Source organism: Mucilaginibacter sp., assembly GCF_025362475.1.
GTDB lineage: Bacteria > Bacteroidota > Bacteroidia > Sphingobacteriales > Sphingobacteriaceae > Mucilaginibacter.
Genome location: NZ_JANYGH010000064.1, coordinates 1 through 17,141 on the forward strand (window position 1 = coordinate 1; position 17,141 = coordinate 17,141).

Below are 17,141 nucleotides of genomic sequence, written 5' to 3' on the forward strand. Positions count from 1 at the left end.
GACCCTAAAAGAAAAGCCTGCAATCATCTGATTCGCAGGCTTTTGTATCATTTTAGTACTGTTTTCAGTGGTCCCGACGAGAATCGAACTCATATCTAGAGTTTAGGAAACTCCTATTCTATCCGTTGAACTACGGGACCGTTATAGCAGATAAGGGCGGATCCTTTATCAGCTTGCAAAGGTGCAAATTATACCTGAAAAATCACATGCCTTAACAGCAAATTTTTATCGGCCTAAAAAACGCCCATTTTAAATCCAAAATCGGCATTTCTACCTTACCACTGCTCCATTATGAAAATCATCCACCGGCGCAACGAAGCTTAGTTTGCCTTCGCTGTTCTCGGCCATCAGGATCATACCTTGCGATAATATCCCTTTAATCTCACGTGGTTCCAGGTTTACCAGTATGCTTACCTTTTGGCCAATAATAGCTTCCGGCTCATAATATTCGGCAATGCCAGATACTACCGTACGCTCATCAATGCCGGTATCAATGGTCAGCTTTAGCAGTTTCTTGGTTTTGGCTACCTTTTCTGCAGCCAGGATAGTGCCCGTACGGATATCCATGGTAGCAAAAGATTCATAGTTGATATTTTCCTTCGCGGGTTGTACATCTATGCTTTTTACCGGGGCTGCCGCAGCTTTTTTGTCGTACAGTTTTTGCAGCTGTTGATCTATTACCTCATCTTCTATCTTCTCAAATAATAAAGAAGATGGGTTTAGTTGATGTCCGTTATTAAAATAAATCTCCTGATCGTAAGGGATAACTTCATCCGGCCAGTTAAGCATGCCGATGATCTTTTTAGCAGTTGCCGGCAAAAATGGCTGCGCGGCGGCAGTTAAGTGTCCAATTATAAACAAACAGTTATGTAGCGCTTGCTTAGCATCTTCCGGATTGGTTTTAATTGTTTTCCAGGGCTCTTTTTCGGTTAAGTAACGATTACCCAGGCGGGCGATATCCATAACAGCTTGCAACGCCTGGCGATAGCGGTAAGCTTCCAGGTTTTTTTCTATTTCATCATAACAAATGCCTATTTCTGTGTTCAGGTATTCGTCGTTAAGTTCAATTTTATGGGTATTGCTTTCAATTTTACCATCGTAAAATTTATGCATCAGTATCATAACCCGGTTAACAAAGTTACCCAGTATGGCTACCAGCTCGTTATTAATACGGGCCTGGTAATCTTTCCAGGTAAATTCGCTATCACTGGTTTCAGGTAAAATAGAGGTAAGTACATAACGCAGTTCGTCCTGCTTGCCCGGAAATTCTTCCAGGTATTCGTGCAACCAAACGGCATGATTACGCGATGTGGAAAGCTTATCGCCCTCTAAATTTAAAAACTCATTGGCAGGTACATTTTGCGGCAAAATATATTCACCATGGGCATGCAATATTGATGGGAAAATAATACAATGGAACACGATGTTATCTTTACCAATAAAGTGTAGTAAACAGGCATCATCCTGCTCATCGGCCTGCTTTTTCCAGTATAGCTTCCAATCCTTATCATTATCAATAGCCCATTGTTTGGTGGCAGAGATATAGCCTATTGGCGCATCCATCCAAACGTACAGTTTCTTGCCTTGTGCTTCTTCCAGTGGTACATCAATACCCCAATCCAGGTCGCGGGTCATGGAGCGTGGCTGCAGGCCCGATTTTAGCCATGATTTACACTGGCCAAAAACGTTTGTTTTCCAGCTGTCTTCTTTGGTATCTATCCATTGCTCCAACCAGGGCTGGTATTTATCAAGCGGCAGGTACCAGTGCTTGGTCATCTTTAAAACAGGTGCCTTACCACTTAGCGTAGATACCGGGTTAATCAGATCGGTAGGATTTAACGATGTACCGCATCTTTCGCACTGATCGCCGTAAGCATTCTCATTATGGCAATTGGGGCAGGTACCGGTAATATACCGGTCGGCCAAAAACTGTCCGTAATCCTCATCGTAATATTGCTCGCTCATTTTTTCAATGAACTCATCCTTCTCATACAAATTCAGGAAAAACTCCTGCGATAGATCATGATGTATTGGCGACGACGTGCGGTGATAAATATCAAAAGCTATCCCAAACTGCTCAAAACTTTCTTTTATCTGGGTATGGTATTTATCAATGATGGCTTGCGGTGTGGTGCCTTCTTTTTTTGCTTTGATGGTAATGGCGGCGCCATGCTCATCCGAACCGCAAACATATAATACATCCTTTTTTTTGAGCCTTAAGTGTCTTACAAAAATATCGGCCGGCAGGTAAGCGCCTGCAAGGTGACCAATGTGTAGGGGTCCGTTGGCATAAGGTAAGGCCGATGTAACCGTATATCTTTTATATTTGTTGAGTTCTGACATTAAAAAGCGGCTTTATAAATAATTGGCAAAGATAAATTATTTAAGTCGGAAAAGACCGAACACAATGAAGTCCGGCAGACGGATGCCAAAAAAAATTTATTATTATTGACGATGGATAATCCAGCACCTATAGTTTCCTCTCCACTTTCATCCACACACACCGCTGGGCTTCCGCCTTACTTAAAAAAAGGTGATAAAATAGCGATCACCTGTCCGGCCAAAAAACTGCCTAACCCGATGACGGATGCCATCGCGCTTTTACAGTCATGGGGATTAGAGGTTGTTTTGGGCGAAACTGTTGATGCTTCATACCACCAGTTTGCGGGCGACGACGAATTAAGGGCAAAAGACCTGCAACGTTTTATTGATGACGATAGTATTAAGGCCATTATAGCGGCACGCGGTGGCTACGGTACCATCAGGATGATAGATAAGGTTGACTTTAGCCGGTTTGCACAAAATCCTAAATGGCTTATTGGCTTTAGCGATATTACCATACTGCATGCGCATTTGTTTGCCAATTACGGCGCGCAAACCATTCACGGGCAAATGCCCATAAATATCCCCGACGCCTCATCCCGGTCATTGGATACTTTGCGCAAAGCCTTATTTGGGGAGCAACTCAGCTATCAATTACCCCCACACGCCTCCAACCGGGCCGGTGAAGGTGCCGGAATACTGATTGGCGGAAATCTATCATTATTGATCGCCATCTCTGGCTCAGCATCTGATATAGACTATAGCGGTAAGATCCTGTTTATAGAGGATGTAGGCGAATACCTGTACAGTATTGACCGTATGCTGCGCTGCCTTGACAGGGCCGGCAAGCTTAAAAACCTTGCGGGTTTAATTGTTGGTGGCTTTACCGATATAAAGGATAACGATATTCCATTTGGGCAAACCGTACCAGATATCATTATGGATATTGTGCAGGGCTATAATTACCCGGTTTGCTTTGATTTCCCGGCCGGGCACATACCCGATAACTGCAGTTTAATATTAGGGCGCCAGGTTGCATTAAACGTACATGACCAGCAGGTAAACGTTCAGTTTGTCTGAATCAGAATATCCAATTAAAGATTTAACAAAATAAATCGAGCAATAAAAACTAAAAATATATTATTATATATGGCACTACTTAGCAAATTAGGCAATTACAAAAACACAGGACTATTAATCATCCGTGTAGGTTTAGGCATCATGTTTATTTATCATGGTTACCCCAAACTTATGGGTGGCGTAAAAGGCTGGGAACAGCTTGGCGAATCAATGAAATATGTGGGCATTCATTTTTTACCCGTAATGTGGGGATTACTGGCGGCGGTGACCGAGCTATTAGGCGGTTTCTTGCTTATCATAGGGCTTGCCTTTAGACCAGCCTGCGTGTTCTTGCTAATCAACCTTATAGTTGCAGCCCTATTGCAACTGCGTACTGCCGGCCTGGGCGACGCGGCACACGCCATTGAAGATGCTACTATGTTTGCCGGCCTTATTTTTATTGGCCCGGGGAAATATAGTGTGGATAAAAAATAATATCTACAAAGAACGCCGGTTTGTTAGCCGGCGTTCTTTATAGATATCCTTATTGATTTACATAAGCGCCAAGCTTTGCAAGAAAAACCTCATCAGTGTCCTCGCTTTTATGCTCGTTATAAAATGTAGTTACCTTATCGGCATCGGCTGCAAATGCCTGTTTAATAGCCTTACTTTTTAAGCTTATCTTTTGTGGCGCGGATGTTTTAGCATCAACAACGTAATATACGGCTTCATCAATATATTCATCATATTTATTCCCGCTTGATGAAATCCCGTCATTTTTATAATCCGATTTTACAAACCTGGTTTTAGTAAGCTTATAAACTTTATACTTACCCCCTGTTGCCAAAACCTGGCAATAATGAGTGGCATCAATGGCGGGCACATACTCAAACGCCATTGGGGCATCATTTTTATCGTAAATAACAAAACCTTTAGCGTGTTCTTTATCAACCGCTATAGCCGTTTGCTTATCCTGGCTTAACAGCAGCGCCCCTCCAATTTTATCGTAATTAAAAGTATAATTTTCGCTATTTATGGCGTTTCCCTTACTATCCGTTACATTACCTTTAGCCCAGACGTCAAAAAGGAACCTGCTACCTTTGGTATCCTCTTTATTAGTTAAATTATAAGCCATGCCGGTACCGGAGTTAATACCAGTGGCCGAGATGCTGTTTGTGCCAGTTTGAGCCTTTAACGCCCCGCCTGTTGCAAGGCATAATGCAATAGCTATTACAAATATGTTCTTCATTTTAAATCTTTATAAATACCTCTAAAACAAACGAAATAAAAATGGACCATTAGAGAAAGTCTAACGGTCCATTTTATAATATAGTCTTTAAAACTTGTTAATTCAATGAATCGGCAAGGCTCTTCAAAAAGTTTTCGTCGATGTCATCATCAGCATGTTCCTTGTAAAATGCTTTTACTTTATCAGCCTCCGCAGGAAAAGCTTGTTTTATGGTTTTTGATTTGATGGCGATTTTTTGCAGCGCGGCGGTTTTAACATCAAGTATATAATAGGTAGGCTCATCAACATATTCATCATAGTGATTACCGCTTGATGTCATTCCATCAGTTATGTAATTAGCTTTTACAAAGGTAGTTTTGGTAAACTTATAAACCTTGTACTTACTCCCGTCTGATAATACCTGGGTATAGTGTGAAGGATCAATATTTGTTATTAGTTCATAAGTTTCGGGCAAATCGAGCTTATTGTAAATAGTAAAGCTTTTTATCCGGTCCCTGTCCACATCAACAGCAGCACGTTTATCCTGTGTTAACAAAAGCGAACCATTTATTTTATCATAGTTAAAAGAATAGTTATCATTCTTAATTGGCGCTCCGGTTTTATCAACTACATATCCTTTTGCCCAGCTTTCCACCAAATACCGGCTACCTTTTGTGTCTTCCTTACGCGATATATTGTATAAGGCCCCTCCGGAGCCGGTAGTTGAAACATTAAAATAGGTAAAACCGTGGGTAATGTTCTGATCTGGAATAGTGGTAGTTATCTTATCAGGGTCATTAAGATTACGCGCCTTGAATGAAGATTTCCCGGGTGTAAGCACCACAACCAAATTTTCTTTCGGGCTTACTTTTTCATCTTTATATCCTTTAGCATAAACCACAATAGTTGCGTTGCTTTTTATCGGGATTGTAAAAAAACCTGTTGAGTCCGTATAAGTGGCTGTTTTTGCATCCTCCTCCTGTACCAAAGCAGATGCGATGACCTGTCCTTTTTCATTCTTTACGGTACCGGATGCGGTTATAGATTGAGCCATTGTTAGCTGGGCAGCTGTCAATGTAAAAATTGTTGATAAGATTAAGTTTTTCATTACAAGTATAATTAAGTATTAAAGTTAGATATAAACATATTCAAAATCAAATGTTTACTTATATTTTTTGATGCCGTTAGAAATGGATGTTCTGGTTTACTTGTCACCTGTTCAGTTCATTAAACATGCACTTCAGTATACTTTAGTTTTATAAACAATTAGCAGTTACTCAACAAAAAAAGAGACCGATTTCAATTAAGAAACCAGCCTCTCTTTTAATATTATATATGATCAATAAAATAGTCTTATATAAATATCAGATTTTAAAATTACTCCTTATACTGATCAAGGTTAACCCTAACACCAGAACCGCCTGTAACACCATAAGTTAATCCATTATCAAACAATGCCAAAGCCTGAGTGAAAGTATATTCCTTCTCTGTATAGCCTGTAATACTTGGCGCTGTAGTAACTAAAATTGGTGGGGTTACAGCTCCAAGCTTGGCAACATCATCTGTATTGATAGTTACGCTGAAATGAGAGTATGTTGCGCTGGCACCAGCACCTGTCTTAGTAAACTTAACAACATATCTGATGTCGCCAGTGTAATAAGATCCTGCAACTTCAAACTGAGTTGGTGAATCAGGTAAAAACGCTGATGTTTTCCCGGCATCATAAGTAAAGTTACCTGCAGCAGGAGTTCTTGTAAACTGATGCTTATAAGTCCCTGCAAAATCATTACCAATAAAGTGATAATATTTAATACTAAAGTTTGCGCCTAGTGGTAAGCTTGAATTTGTAATTTTTATAGGCAACATGTAGCTTTTTGAAGGATCTAATTGATTCTTATAAAAAGTTACCGGAATATTAGCCAGACGTGTTCCGGCTTTTATCGTTACAGTAGTTGTAGCGAATACAAAGGACCCTGTTGGCATTGGCAAGTAAGTAACTGCTGTATTGGCAGCATTATATGGCGCAATTATAGAGTTATCCAATGCTACTGTTACGGTTACATCCTTTGTTGGTGCATACTGCCCGGTTACGTTTATCTGTAGTGTTCTTGAAATAGTATCTTGAGCATCTGTAATAGCAGCTTCACCAAAATATGGACTACCACTGTGTACTATCTCGGCAAATGCGCCAATATTTGAAAAATCCACGTTCGGCTTGTCTTTCAAGCAAGACGTAAGCGAGACGGTCAGGACTCCTAATAGTATGATTAATTTTTTCATTTCTTTCTGTTTTATTAATTATTTATTTAACATCAGCACCAGGCTTATTTCATCCAGAATATTTTGGATGTTAACGCATCAGTACCCGAACCACCCGCAGGAACATTCGCTCCGTTAAGCGTGGTTTCATTAACCGGGTAAGGCAAACGATAAGGGATGTGAGTTGCAGTATTACCTGGGTAAATAGAAACCGGAAGATCTGATGGGATACCCAATCTTCTCCAATCGCTATATGACTCTAATGGATCAACAGAATTTAAGGCTGCCCATTTTTGGGTAATCAATGTTGTTAATTTATTTGGTGCTACAGAGTAGTTTGTTAAGGCATTTGCCTGACCGGTGTAAGTGGCGGCTGCAGCAGCAGAATTTGCAACACCAAGAAACCTAAATGATTCAGCAACAGCAGCATCGTATACAGTTGCAGCGGTAGAGTATGTTAAATAACCACGTTGAATAGCTTCAGCCTGTAAAAATAAGCTTTCAAAAGCCGGAAGCAATACCGCATCCTGGCCTGGTCCTTTAGGAGTAGTACCACCTGCATTGTAACCTGTACCTAATACAGCAGAAATTACTGTATTTGATTCTGTACCGCTTGTGCTACCATAAGCCCTGCCCTGAACCGCAGTAGGATCTGTTGCTGCACCACCTGAACCTTTAGTTGGGATATAAATATAACCTAACCGGGGATCATTATTGTTTTTGTAAAAATTAACACCGTATGAATTTGCACGCCAGTAAGTGGTATTGGTACCATTTGAAGCTTGTGCATTTCCAATTACATCTAAATAAAACGGATTTAACTGGTTATCAGCAGCATTTGAATAACCCGGGTTTACAGATGCATCTGTACCTGCAGGTAAAAAGCTATCCGCAGTGTAACCGCTAAATGCTGTTGCAGGGGCAACAGCAGGGCTGCCTTTTTCAGTTTGACGCATGTAAAGTTTAAGCTTCAACGTATTGGCAAACTTAACCCAGTTTTGCATTTCTGTTTTACCTCTTGAATCTGTAGCGGTAAAACCCTTACCAAACATTACATCATAGTTCAGCGGAAATACAGCTGTTGACAATGGGTTGCTAAGGTTAGAATTAATTATTGCAACAGCCGAATCCAATTTAGCAGTAATGCTGTTATAAATAGACTGAGGCTCATCATATTTGTATGAAAAAGTGCTGTTAATAATTAAAGCCTGTGAGTAAGGCACACTGTTATACATATCAACCAAACGTTGATAAACGTATGATTGCATGATAGTTGCAATAGCTTTATAATAAGCCAGTGTAGGATCCTTGCTTGCTGTTTTTATTAACAGGTTATAGTTTGATAAGTTTAAATAAGCGTTATCAAAGTTACCTGTAAAGTTGTTGCTGGTTAACTGGTAAAGTACATAAGTGGTACTTGAAGTAAAACCACCACTTTGAGTCCAGTAACCCATCCAGTTTTCAAAAACATCGGAATTACCACCCTGTACTAAATTGGTAGTACCTACCAATGCCGAGCTTAGCGTATATTTAGCTGGCGCCGCGGCTGGCGCGTTAGGGTTTACATCATTGATATCAAATGTTCCCTTTTTACATCCCACTATACCCGTAAATATCACAGCTGTGAAAAGCAAACCCAAGGTTACTTTTCGCTTAAATATTGTTGTCGTTTTCATTTTCATTTCAATTTCTTTGTTAAAAAGTTACAGCTAATGTACCGCTGAATATTCTGGTTGGAGGAGTTTGGTTTACTGAGCTTCTACCAACAGCGTTGCTGGTATCTTCACTAAACTCAGGATCGCTCCATTTGTTAGTTGATGGACGGAACATTAACAAGTTACGACCAGATACTGACACATTCACGTTTTTAATGAATTTAAAATCTCTTAACCATGCTTTAGGGAATGAGTAGCCCAAAGATGCTTCTCTTAATTTCCAGGCAGCCGCGCTAATTACATAGTTAGCATCAACACCTAAGTAAGTTGTTGGGAAAAAGTTGAAGTTACCATCCTGAGTAAGGATGTTGGTGTTATCAACATAGCTTCCGCTTGCATTTTTGTAAACAGAGTTCGGGAAAACAAAACGCTGACGACCAGTAAGTGTAGTAGTAATACCAACACCAGAGTGATCCAAAGTGTTACCAATTTGGCTAAATACTTTGTAACCGCTTCTGTAATCAACCGTTAAGTTTAAAGTAAAGCCTTTGTAAGTTAATGATGATGTAAAACCTAAAAGGTCTGTAGGGTTTGTGTTACCTAATATGCTTGGAGTAGCAGCTCTTGTTGGTAAACCAGTATTGGCATCAACAATTACTTTTCCTGTAGCAGGATCACGGGTCCAGTCATAACCTTTAAGTGATGGATAAGGCTGATCAACTATAGCAAATGAGGCCTGGTTTGCTGAATTTACAAGTACACCGTTTGCGTTAATGCTGCTACCGATTTGTAGTTCTTTAACACCACCTACTATACTGTTAACCTTGCTTTTTTGCTTTGTATAGTTAACACCCAAATTCCAGGTAACAGCTTGTGATTTAATCACAGTACCATGCAAATCAAGCTCAAAACCTTTATTTTCAGAATTGGCAGCATTTAACAATGCAGATACGAAACCTGATGCACGTGAAATAGATGCAGTAACGATACCATCAGTAGTATGTGATTTGTAAGCAGAAGCAGTTAAAGTTAACCTGTCTTTAAGGAAGCCCAGGTCTAAACCAACTTCATCTTCAGTAACTTTTTCTGGTTTGATGTTAGGATTAGCAATCCTGGTATTTAATGAATAACCAGAGATACCACTTGCGCTGTATGGGAAACCACCAGCCAAAGCAATGGTTGGTAAAGTTGAATAAGCACCAAAAGCGATATACTGTGATCCGTTAGCCAAAGGCGAAGCATTACCTGTTAATGAATGCGCGTAACGTATTTTAATAAAGTTAAGGTAATCGTTATCAGCTATAGATTTAAAGATCTCACTTAAAACTACCGATCCATCGATATCATAATAAGGGATGTATTTGTTAGCTTTTGATAACCTGGTATCTAAATCCGTTCTGTATGATCCGTGTAAGAACGCGTAAGTTTTATAACCTAAGGTTGCTTCACCAAAGTAACCTAATTTACGGGCCTGGGCAACTGCCTGACCGTTAACGTTTGCAACAGATGCAAAGTTTGAAGTGTTATATGGCAAGAAGTTTAACGGACCATTGTTGATTGGAGTATAAGTGATCTTATTATCTAAATAAGCAACACCTAAGGTACCATTCAATTTAAAGTCATGTGGAAGTTTGGTATTAAATGCAACAAGGAAATCAGAGCTGTATAAAATGTTGTTCAAGTTATAAGTTCCGAATTGTGGAAGGGTGTTTGTTGCGCTTGCTTTATGACCGGCATCAGCAATAGTATCAATACCACCTGAATTATTTGGATAGTAAATATTTTCGCCAACGTTACGGGTGTAATCGCTGAAAGAGATACCTGCATCATGATACTCGCCCCTTGTGCTATTGTTATCAATAGAGGTGCGGTAAGATACATTAAGCCATTTGGCTAATTTTAAATTTAACTGCAAGTTAGCCTGGATGTGATTCTCAGTGTTCAAATTTCTTTGTTGCTGAATCATCTGACCCGGGCTGATATAATAATCATTATAATAAGAATCAGGAGTACCGTATTTACTTGTAGGATCTAACAGATCTTTTATAGGAACATTAAGAGGAGACTCTAACAAGTCATTATAAACGGTACCGGTGTTGGTTTTATTGGTAGTTAAGTAAGTATAAGCAACAGAGTATTGAGTTGAAAATATACCATATTTTTTATCACCACCTATACGGAATACATCTCTGCGGCCTTCATCTTTAGGCATAACAGATTTACTTTTTACATCCTGGCCTGACATGTAGAAACTACCTGTTTCATCACCAGAGTTAAAAGAGAAGTTGTGCTGGGTTGTAATACCTGTATCAAAAAAATCTTTCTTTTGATTTTTTACAGCAGAGTAAGGAACCATTTCAACAGAACCATCTGGGAACGGACGGCCAAGCGGAACTAACTTTCCATTATATTCCGGACCATAACTTTGGTTTTCGTAAGGAATATAGTAGGAAAGGTCTGAAAAATCAAAAACCTCTTTTTCACCACCATTGGCACCAAAACGGCCTGAATACTCAGGAATGTAAGAAACTTTTTCAGCCTGCACTGTAGAAGATACCGTTAATGAAGAAGTTCCTTTAGCACCGTGTTTAGTAGTGATGATGATTACACCGTTTGATGCATCAGAACCATAAACAGCCGACGCACTTGAACCTTTCAATACGTTGGTTTCGGCAATGTCTTCCGGGTTAAGTGTGCTGATATCGCTATAGAAGATAGCACCATCAACTACATACAAAGGCTGGTTGTTACCGGTTAATGACCTGTTACCACGTAAAGTTACACGTGTTGGTGCAAATAAACCGCTGTTTACCGTGTTAACCTGCAAACCCGATACTTTACCGGTTAAGCCGTTTATAACACTGATTGGTTTTGCCTGGGTAATATCTTTACCAGAAACCTTTGATGTTGAGTAACCCAAAGATATTGCCTGCCTTTGGATACCCAATGCAGTTACAACAACTTCATTCAACTGGCTGTTAGCGCTCAATAGCACAACATCAAATGAGGATTTTGTACCAACTGAAACTTCCTGGGTGTTGTAACCAATGAAAGAGAAAGTAAGTACCGCGCTCGAAGGAACGCTTAAAGAGAATTTTCCGGCAGCGTTGGTCTGGGTACCACTGGAGGTGCCCTTTACCTTTACTGATACTCCCGGAATTGGTAGGCCGTCATCTTTGGCCGTAACCGTACCTGTTACTGTACGGTTTTGTGCATAAACCTGCGTTAGGCATAACAACAGAAAGCACAAACTTGCTAGTAGAAGTTTTTTCATTTTGTTAATAATAAGATCAGTTAATAGTTAATTAATGTTAAAAGTAATGTTACGTTATCAAAAAGTCAAGTATTTTCTTAAAAAAGATGACTTTTTTTTAAAAAAAGCATGTTTAATAATAAAATTTAATAATTCTAGTACTATGTATTGCATAATACAATCCAAAACATATATCTTTGTATTATGATCGTTGAAAACACACAAACCCAAATGAGGAAGGGCATACTGGAGTACTGCATTCTTTCCATTATAGCCAAGGGCGAAACATATGCATCAGACATAATTGCTGAACTTAAGAAAGCCCAACTGCTTGTAGTTGAGGGTACTCTGTACCCATTATTAACCCGTTTAAAAAACAATGGCCTGCTCACTTACAATTGGGTCGAGTCGATTTCAGGCCCCCCGAGAAAGTATTATGTACTATCTGAAGAGGGCAAAAACGTGCTGGAACAGCTGGATAAAACTTGGCAAGAATTAGTTTATGCCGTGCAAACGGCCATTGGAGACAGAAAATAAAAAAACCTGAAATTATTACGCATCATGAACAAAACAATCATAATTAACATAAACGGTACCGTTTTTCACATCGAAGAGGGTGCTTACGACGTACTTAAACTTTACATGACTGATGTAAAGCGTCATTTTTCTACCTCGGAAGACAGTCTGGAGATCACAACCGACATCGAAAACCGAATTGCAGAAATGTTTAACGAGATTTTAGCAAGCCAAAGCAAACAAGTTATTGTTGAGCAGGATGTTAACGTGGTTGTTGAGCAAATGGGCACCGTGGAGGACTTTGAATTTGCCGAAAACGATGCAAAAGCACCGGGCAACAATACCTACTCCTATAATACGGAACGCCGCAGGCTTTTCCGCGACCCTGATGATCATTTGGTGAGCGGCGTTGCAGCAGGTATTGCCAATTATTTTGATATACCGGCAGTTTGGGTAAGGTTGGCGTTTGCTATTTCGTTTTGTGTAGCGGGAACAGGGTTTTTCCTATATGCCATATTATGGATAGTAGTACCCAAGGCAATCACCCGTGCCGACAGGATGGCCATGAAAGGTGAAAAACAGGATTTGAAAGGCTTTAAAAAGAACTTTGAAGACGAATTGAGCACCGTAAAAGAAAACCTGCACAATTTTAAGCACGAAGCCAAACCATTTGTTTACAAAACCCGTGATTTTATAAGCGATTTTTTTTATCACCTGGGCGTATTTTTAAGAGGGGCCGGCAGTTTAATTGGTAAATTGATAGCCGGGGCAATTTTACTTGCTTGTTTCGGTATTGCTGTAGCGCTCATTGTTGCTGTTGTCGGGCTCATTGCATTTGGCAAAACAGATATATACCACATCCCCCCGTTTAACTTTGTTAACCAGGAAACCAGTGTGATGTTTATTACCGGCGGCTTTTTATTGCTGGCAATCCCTTTGTTTTCAATTATCCTGGTGATAATAGGTTTCTTATTTAAAAACTCGTCATTTAACCGCACCATTGGCACCACCCTATTGTGCGTATGGCTGGCCGCTTTGGGCGCTGTTGTTTACTACGGTGTAAGGGCTTCTGCCGATTTCAGGCAAGGCGCAAAAATGAGCAAGACCGTCAACATTAAAGCAACACCTAACAACACCTATTACCTGCAACTTAATGACGCCAAGTATTTAAGCAATGAGGATAGTACCCGCCTACGTATCAAGGAGCGTTTTAATGGCATGATCATCTTAGATGATGATTTTAATGGCAACGATGATTTTGGCACAACAGACCCGGTGAAGATCAATGTAGAAAAAAGTGATATACCACAACCTGTGCTTGTTGAATCATTTATTGCAAGGGGCCGCGATGATGAAGATGCCCTGATCAATGCGAGAAACATCAGCTACCGTTTTACTCAAAAAGATTCTGTATTAAAATTCGACCGTCGTTTGGAAAGATTGGCAGGATCAAAATGGCGCGGGCAAAAGGTTTATATCACCCTTAAAGTTCCTTTGAACGCTACCCTGGTTATTGATGGCAAGCTTGACAGAAATATGGGCTTTAACCTATATGATTGCGGGCAAAGCAATAACCCATCTAACCCCAATGGTTCGGTATTCGTGATGACGGCTAATGGCCTGGAGTGTAAAATCCCTCCTGTTCCGCAAGCAACTATTGATAGCCTCAGGAAACAAGAGCTTGTAGATAGCATCAAAAATTCCGGTCAATAGTAATCGGCTCAATTACAACCTCATGAGAACACTGATAAAATATATAAGCCTGCTATTATTTAGCGGGCTTATTATTCCTTTTTACAGCATTACATTCAACGTCGCCAATCCACCCCCTGCTAATTCAACCGCTTTAATCTCAGCCGATAGTAACCATACTTTAGGCCAGGCTGTCATTATAGATATAGCTAAAAATATCTTCCCTGCATTAAAAAGTTTAATTTCTCTGTAACCAATTACCCCTAATGTGCATCTTATACAAAAACGCACATAAATTACAGACCGGGGCCTATCAGGGCAAAACATCGCCATCGCCCCTTAAACTGATACACTATGAAACAAACCGCTTATACATTATAATTACTAACCACACCTAAGGCTAAACGCCAAAACAGCTCATACTTATTTACACATTTTTTAAAAGGAAGCATTTTCCTTAACGGCTTTTTATTGCCCAAACTTTTTAAAAACATACAAATGAAAACTAAAATCAATCATATATTATATACCCTCCTGCTTGTAGTTATCAGCTGGGGTGTATCTTTTGGCCAAACCGGCAAAACCGGGAGCGCCAAAGTATCCGGCTCCCTCGTAAATGACCAGGGTAAACCTCTTGATTTTGCCAGCGTGAGCATCATCAACGCATCAGATTCAACTATAGTTAAAGGTGCTTTAAGTAATGATAATGGTGTTTACTCTTTCGAGAAGATACCAACCGGCAAATACCTGATAAAGGCGACCGTGGTTGGCTATGCAAAAGCAATAAGCCAGCCTTTTACCGTTACCGAAAAATCGGCACACGTATCGGTACCGGTTTTAAACCTGCAACAAGGCACCAATGCTTTAAAAGCGGTTAACATCACAGCCACCAAGCCTTTGATTGAACGTAAGATTGACCGAACCGTAATGAATGTGGAAGGCAGCGTACTTGCCGCAGGCAATACCGCTATGGAGATACTGGCCAGGGCCCCGGGCGTTACTGTTGATAAAGATGATAACATCAGCCTTAAAGGCAAACAGGGTGTAACCGTAATGATTAACGACAAACTCACTTACCTAACTGCCGCGCAGTTGGCAACCTTGTTGCGCTCCACAGATGGCAATACCATTAAATCTATCGAGATCATCACCAACCCATCGGCTAAATATGATGCAGCAGGAAACTCGGGCATCATTAATATCAAACTAAAAAAGAATACGCAGTCGGGTACGAACGGTAGTATTACTGTTGGTGCTGCCAAAGGCAAGTACTGGAGAGATAACAGCAGCCTGAACCTTAATCATAAAGATGGTAATTTAAATGTGTTTGGCACTTTTAGTCGTGGGGATAGCAAGCGGGGGCATGATTTGCTGCTTGACCGTGTGGCTACTGATGCACAAGGGAATAAAACCTACATTAACCAGGATTCTCACATGCCGGGATCAAATCATTATAATAACTATCGCCTGGGTGCCGATTATGATCTTACTCCCAAACATGCCATTGGTTTTGTGATAAGCGGTTACTCCAACGGCGGTACAGACAACAACAGCACATCTACTATTTTTGGCAAACAATTTGGCGTTGCCGATTCATCATTGCGCACTACATCTTTAATAAAACAAACCTATAAAAACTTTGCCCTTAACCTTAACGACAGGATTAAGATTGATACCAGCGGACAGGAGTTAGGTATTGACCTTGACTATTCCAAGTTCAGAAACAACTCCAACGCGTTTTATTATACAAACTATTTTAAACAAGATGGAACCAAACAACATGCCCCTTTAAACCTTAGCAACCAAACGCCATCAACTATAACTATATATACAGCCAAGATTGATTATACCAAACCCTTAACCAAAACCATAAAGCTGGAAGTTGGTGCAAAATACAGTAATGTAAAAACCGATAACGACCTGCAAGCGCAAAAACAGGATAGCATTACCAATTTATATGGGCTTGATGCTTCCAGAACCAATCGCTTTATTTACGACGAAAAAATTACCGCGGGCTATATCAACCTTAATAAACAATTCAAAAAAGCATCTATCCAATTGGGCCTCCGCGCCGAGCAAACCAAATCAAACGGCAATTTATTAGGCAGCACACCGGTAACCCGCAGTTATTTAAACTTTTTTCCAAGTGTGTTTATCAACCGCACATTAAACGATAAAAACGAGATCAGCTTCTCCTATAGCCGCCGTATTGATCGCCCGGGTTATGATGATCTTAACCCCTTCATTTATTACCTTGACCCTATTACCTTTTCGCAAGGTAACGCGTTCCTTAAGCCACAATACACCCAAAACTTTGAGTTTAATTATACCTATAACCACACTGTAAACGTAAGCCTTGGTTACAGCCATACTACAGATGCCATTACCGAACTGATACTTACGGAAGGGCAAAAAACATTTGAAACCCACCAAAACCTGCAAACACAAACCGGGTATAACATTAATATAAACACCCCCTTTACCATTACTAAATGGTGGGAAGGTAACGTTAACCTTACCGGGTTTTATCTCGGTTTTAAATCAGATACGCTTGCAGGCTTCAATTTTAATGATGGCCGGGCAGCTTTCCAGGGCAGAACAACGCAAACATTTAAATTTGCCGGCTACCGTTTAGAGGTAATGGGCGATTACCAGTCGGCATTAACTTATGGCATATATAAAATAAAGCCGCGCTATTCTGTTGATTTGGGCGTAAGCAAATCATTCATGGATAAGAAACTTAATGTTAAGCTGGCCTGTGATGATGTTTTCAACATCCGCCGCAATGACCTGAGCAGCCATGCGCTCAACAACAACTTTGATATTAGACAACGGAACGATAGCCGGGTAGGTCGCCTTACGTTAACTTACAACTTCGGCAACAGCTCTATCAAATCGCGCGAACACCGCAGCGGCGCCGATGATGAAAAAGGAAGGGTGAAGGGAAATAATTAAGTTGGCAGTTGAGAGTTAGCAGTTGGCAGCTAAAAGAAAGAGCGATGGGTATGACACCCATCGCTCTTTCTTTTAACTTGTTTTTCATGGACCGGGATTAAAGTCCTGCAGGATTTGTCTAACTTGTTTGCCCCTTCAAAAACTGCAAACTGCAAACTGCAAACTGCAAACTGCAAACTGCAAACTGCAAACTGCAAACTGC

12 protein-coding genes and 1 tRNA gene are annotated in these 17,141 nt (G+C 40.3%); 6 read left to right on the top strand and 7 right to left on the bottom strand.

Features of this window, described 5'->3' with window-relative positions:
* Positions 1-68 precede the first annotated feature (68 nt).
* Positions 69-140 (bottom strand) — tRNA-Arg (locus Q0R88_RS21895).
* A gap of 130 nt (positions 141-270) precedes the next feature.
* On the bottom strand, positions 271-2,343 hold the full coding sequence (gene metG, locus Q0R88_RS21900) for a methionine--tRNA ligase (protein ID WP_295720461.1): 2,073 nt from the start codon (positions 2,341-2,343) through the stop codon (positions 271-273).
* A 111-nt stretch (positions 2,344-2,454) separates the two neighbouring features.
* Between metG and Q0R88_RS21905 the strand changes: the two genes are divergently transcribed.
* Together Q0R88_RS21905 and Q0R88_RS21910 are read left to right on the top strand one after the other, a co-directional pair.
* Positions 2,455-3,402: an LD-carboxypeptidase gene (locus tag Q0R88_RS21905; RefSeq protein ID WP_295720463.1), complete on the top strand. Its 948-nt coding sequence runs from the start codon at positions 2,455-2,457 to the stop codon at positions 3,400-3,402.
* A 69-nt stretch (positions 3,403-3,471) separates the two neighbouring features.
* Positions 3,472-3,876 carry a DoxX family protein gene (locus Q0R88_RS21910; protein ID WP_295720466.1) on the top strand — a complete coding sequence of 135 codons (405 nt, stop codon included), beginning with the start codon at positions 3,472-3,474 and terminating at the stop codon, positions 3,874-3,876.
* Between the two features lie 49 nt (positions 3,877-3,925).
* Here Q0R88_RS21910 and Q0R88_RS21915 read toward each other — a convergent pair whose 3' ends face one another.
* The 5 genes from Q0R88_RS21915 to Q0R88_RS21935 form a co-directional block, all read right to left on the bottom strand.
* A complete protein-coding gene (locus Q0R88_RS21915) occupies positions 3,926-4,630 on the bottom strand; it encodes a hypothetical protein (RefSeq protein WP_295720468.1) in 705 nt (234 codons plus the stop codon).
* Between the two features lie 97 nt (positions 4,631-4,727).
* Complete coding sequence (locus Q0R88_RS21920; RefSeq protein WP_295720470.1) at positions 4,728-5,717, bottom strand: hypothetical protein; 990 nt, start codon at positions 5,715-5,717, stop codon at positions 4,728-4,730.
* Between the two features lie 269 nt (positions 5,718-5,986).
* Positions 5,987-6,889 (bottom strand): DUF1735 domain-containing protein, encoded by a 903-nt coding sequence (locus Q0R88_RS21925; RefSeq protein WP_295720474.1) that lies wholly within the window; start codon positions 6,887-6,889, stop codon positions 5,987-5,989.
* Between the two features lie 44 nt (positions 6,890-6,933).
* The gene (locus Q0R88_RS21930) at positions 6,934-8,544 is read right to left on the bottom strand and encodes a SusD/RagB family nutrient-binding outer membrane lipoprotein (RefSeq protein ID WP_295720476.1); all 1,611 of its coding nucleotides are present in this window, start codon (positions 8,542-8,544) and stop codon (positions 6,934-6,936) included.
* Positions 8,545-8,563: 19 nt separating this feature from the next.
* Positions 8,564-11,797, bottom strand: coding sequence for a SusC/RagA family TonB-linked outer membrane protein (locus tag Q0R88_RS21935; protein ID WP_295720478.1), 3,234 nt, complete (start codon positions 11,795-11,797; stop codon positions 8,564-8,566).
* A gap of 183 nt (positions 11,798-11,980) precedes the next feature.
* On the opposite strand from Q0R88_RS21935, the gene Q0R88_RS21940 reads away from it, so the two are divergent.
* The 4 genes from Q0R88_RS21940 to Q0R88_RS21955 all read left to right on the top strand — a co-directional run bounded on the left by Q0R88_RS21940 (position 11,981) and on the right by Q0R88_RS21955 (position 16,939).
* Positions 11,981-12,313 carry a PadR family transcriptional regulator gene (locus Q0R88_RS21940; protein ID WP_295720482.1) on the top strand — a complete coding sequence of 111 codons (333 nt, stop codon included), beginning with the start codon at positions 11,981-11,983 and terminating at the stop codon, positions 12,311-12,313.
* Positions 12,314-12,337: 24 nt separating this feature from the next.
* Complete coding sequence (locus Q0R88_RS21945) at positions 12,338-14,005, top strand: PspC domain-containing protein (protein ID WP_295720483.1); 1,668 nt, start codon at positions 12,338-12,340, stop codon at positions 14,003-14,005.
* A 22-nt stretch (positions 14,006-14,027) separates the two neighbouring features.
* On the top strand, positions 14,028-14,237 hold the full coding sequence (locus Q0R88_RS21950; RefSeq protein WP_295720485.1) for a hypothetical protein: 210 nt from the start codon (positions 14,028-14,030) through the stop codon (positions 14,235-14,237).
* A 245-nt stretch (positions 14,238-14,482) separates the two neighbouring features.
* Positions 14,483-16,939 (top strand): outer membrane beta-barrel family protein, encoded by a 2,457-nt coding sequence (locus Q0R88_RS21955; RefSeq protein ID WP_295720487.1) that lies wholly within the window; start codon positions 14,483-14,485, stop codon positions 16,937-16,939.
* Positions 16,940-17,141: the final 202 nt, after the last annotated feature.

What these genes read in the sequence shown, in the direction of transcription:
- metG (WP_295720461.1), bottom strand. Translation starts at nt 2,343, where the DNA reads ATGTCAGAACTCAACAAATATAAAAGATATACGGTTACATCGGCCTTA.
- Q0R88_RS21905 (WP_295720463.1), top strand. Translation starts at nt 2,455, where the DNA reads ATGGATAATCCAGCACCTATAGTTTCCTCTCCACTTTCATCCACACAC.
- Q0R88_RS21910 (WP_295720466.1), top strand. Translation starts at nt 3,472, where the DNA reads ATGGCACTACTTAGCAAATTAGGCAATTACAAAAACACAGGACTATTA.
- Q0R88_RS21915 (WP_295720468.1), bottom strand. Translation starts at nt 4,630, where the DNA reads ATGAAGAACATATTTGTAATAGCTATTGCATTATGCCTTGCAACAGGC.
- Q0R88_RS21920 (WP_295720470.1), bottom strand. Translation starts at nt 5,717, where the DNA reads ATGAAAAACTTAATCTTATCAACAATTTTTACATTGACAGCTGCCCAG.
- Q0R88_RS21925 (WP_295720474.1), bottom strand. Translation starts at nt 6,889, where the DNA reads ATGAAAAAATTAATCATACTATTAGGAGTCCTGACCGTCTCGCTTACG.
- Q0R88_RS21930 (WP_295720476.1), bottom strand. Translation starts at nt 8,544, where the DNA reads ATGAAAACGACAACAATATTTAAGCGAAAAGTAACCTTGGGTTTGCTT.
- Q0R88_RS21935 (WP_295720478.1), bottom strand. Translation starts at nt 11,797, where the DNA reads ATGAAAAAACTTCTACTAGCAAGTTTGTGCTTTCTGTTGTTATGCCTA.
- Q0R88_RS21940 (WP_295720482.1), top strand. Translation starts at nt 11,981, where the DNA reads ATGATCGTTGAAAACACACAAACCCAAATGAGGAAGGGCATACTGGAG.
- Q0R88_RS21945 (WP_295720483.1), top strand. Translation starts at nt 12,338, where the DNA reads ATGAACAAAACAATCATAATTAACATAAACGGTACCGTTTTTCACATC.
- Q0R88_RS21950 (WP_295720485.1), top strand. Translation starts at nt 14,028, where the DNA reads ATGAGAACACTGATAAAATATATAAGCCTGCTATTATTTAGCGGGCTT.
- Q0R88_RS21955 (WP_295720487.1), top strand. Translation starts at nt 14,483, where the DNA reads ATGAAAACTAAAATCAATCATATATTATATACCCTCCTGCTTGTAGTT.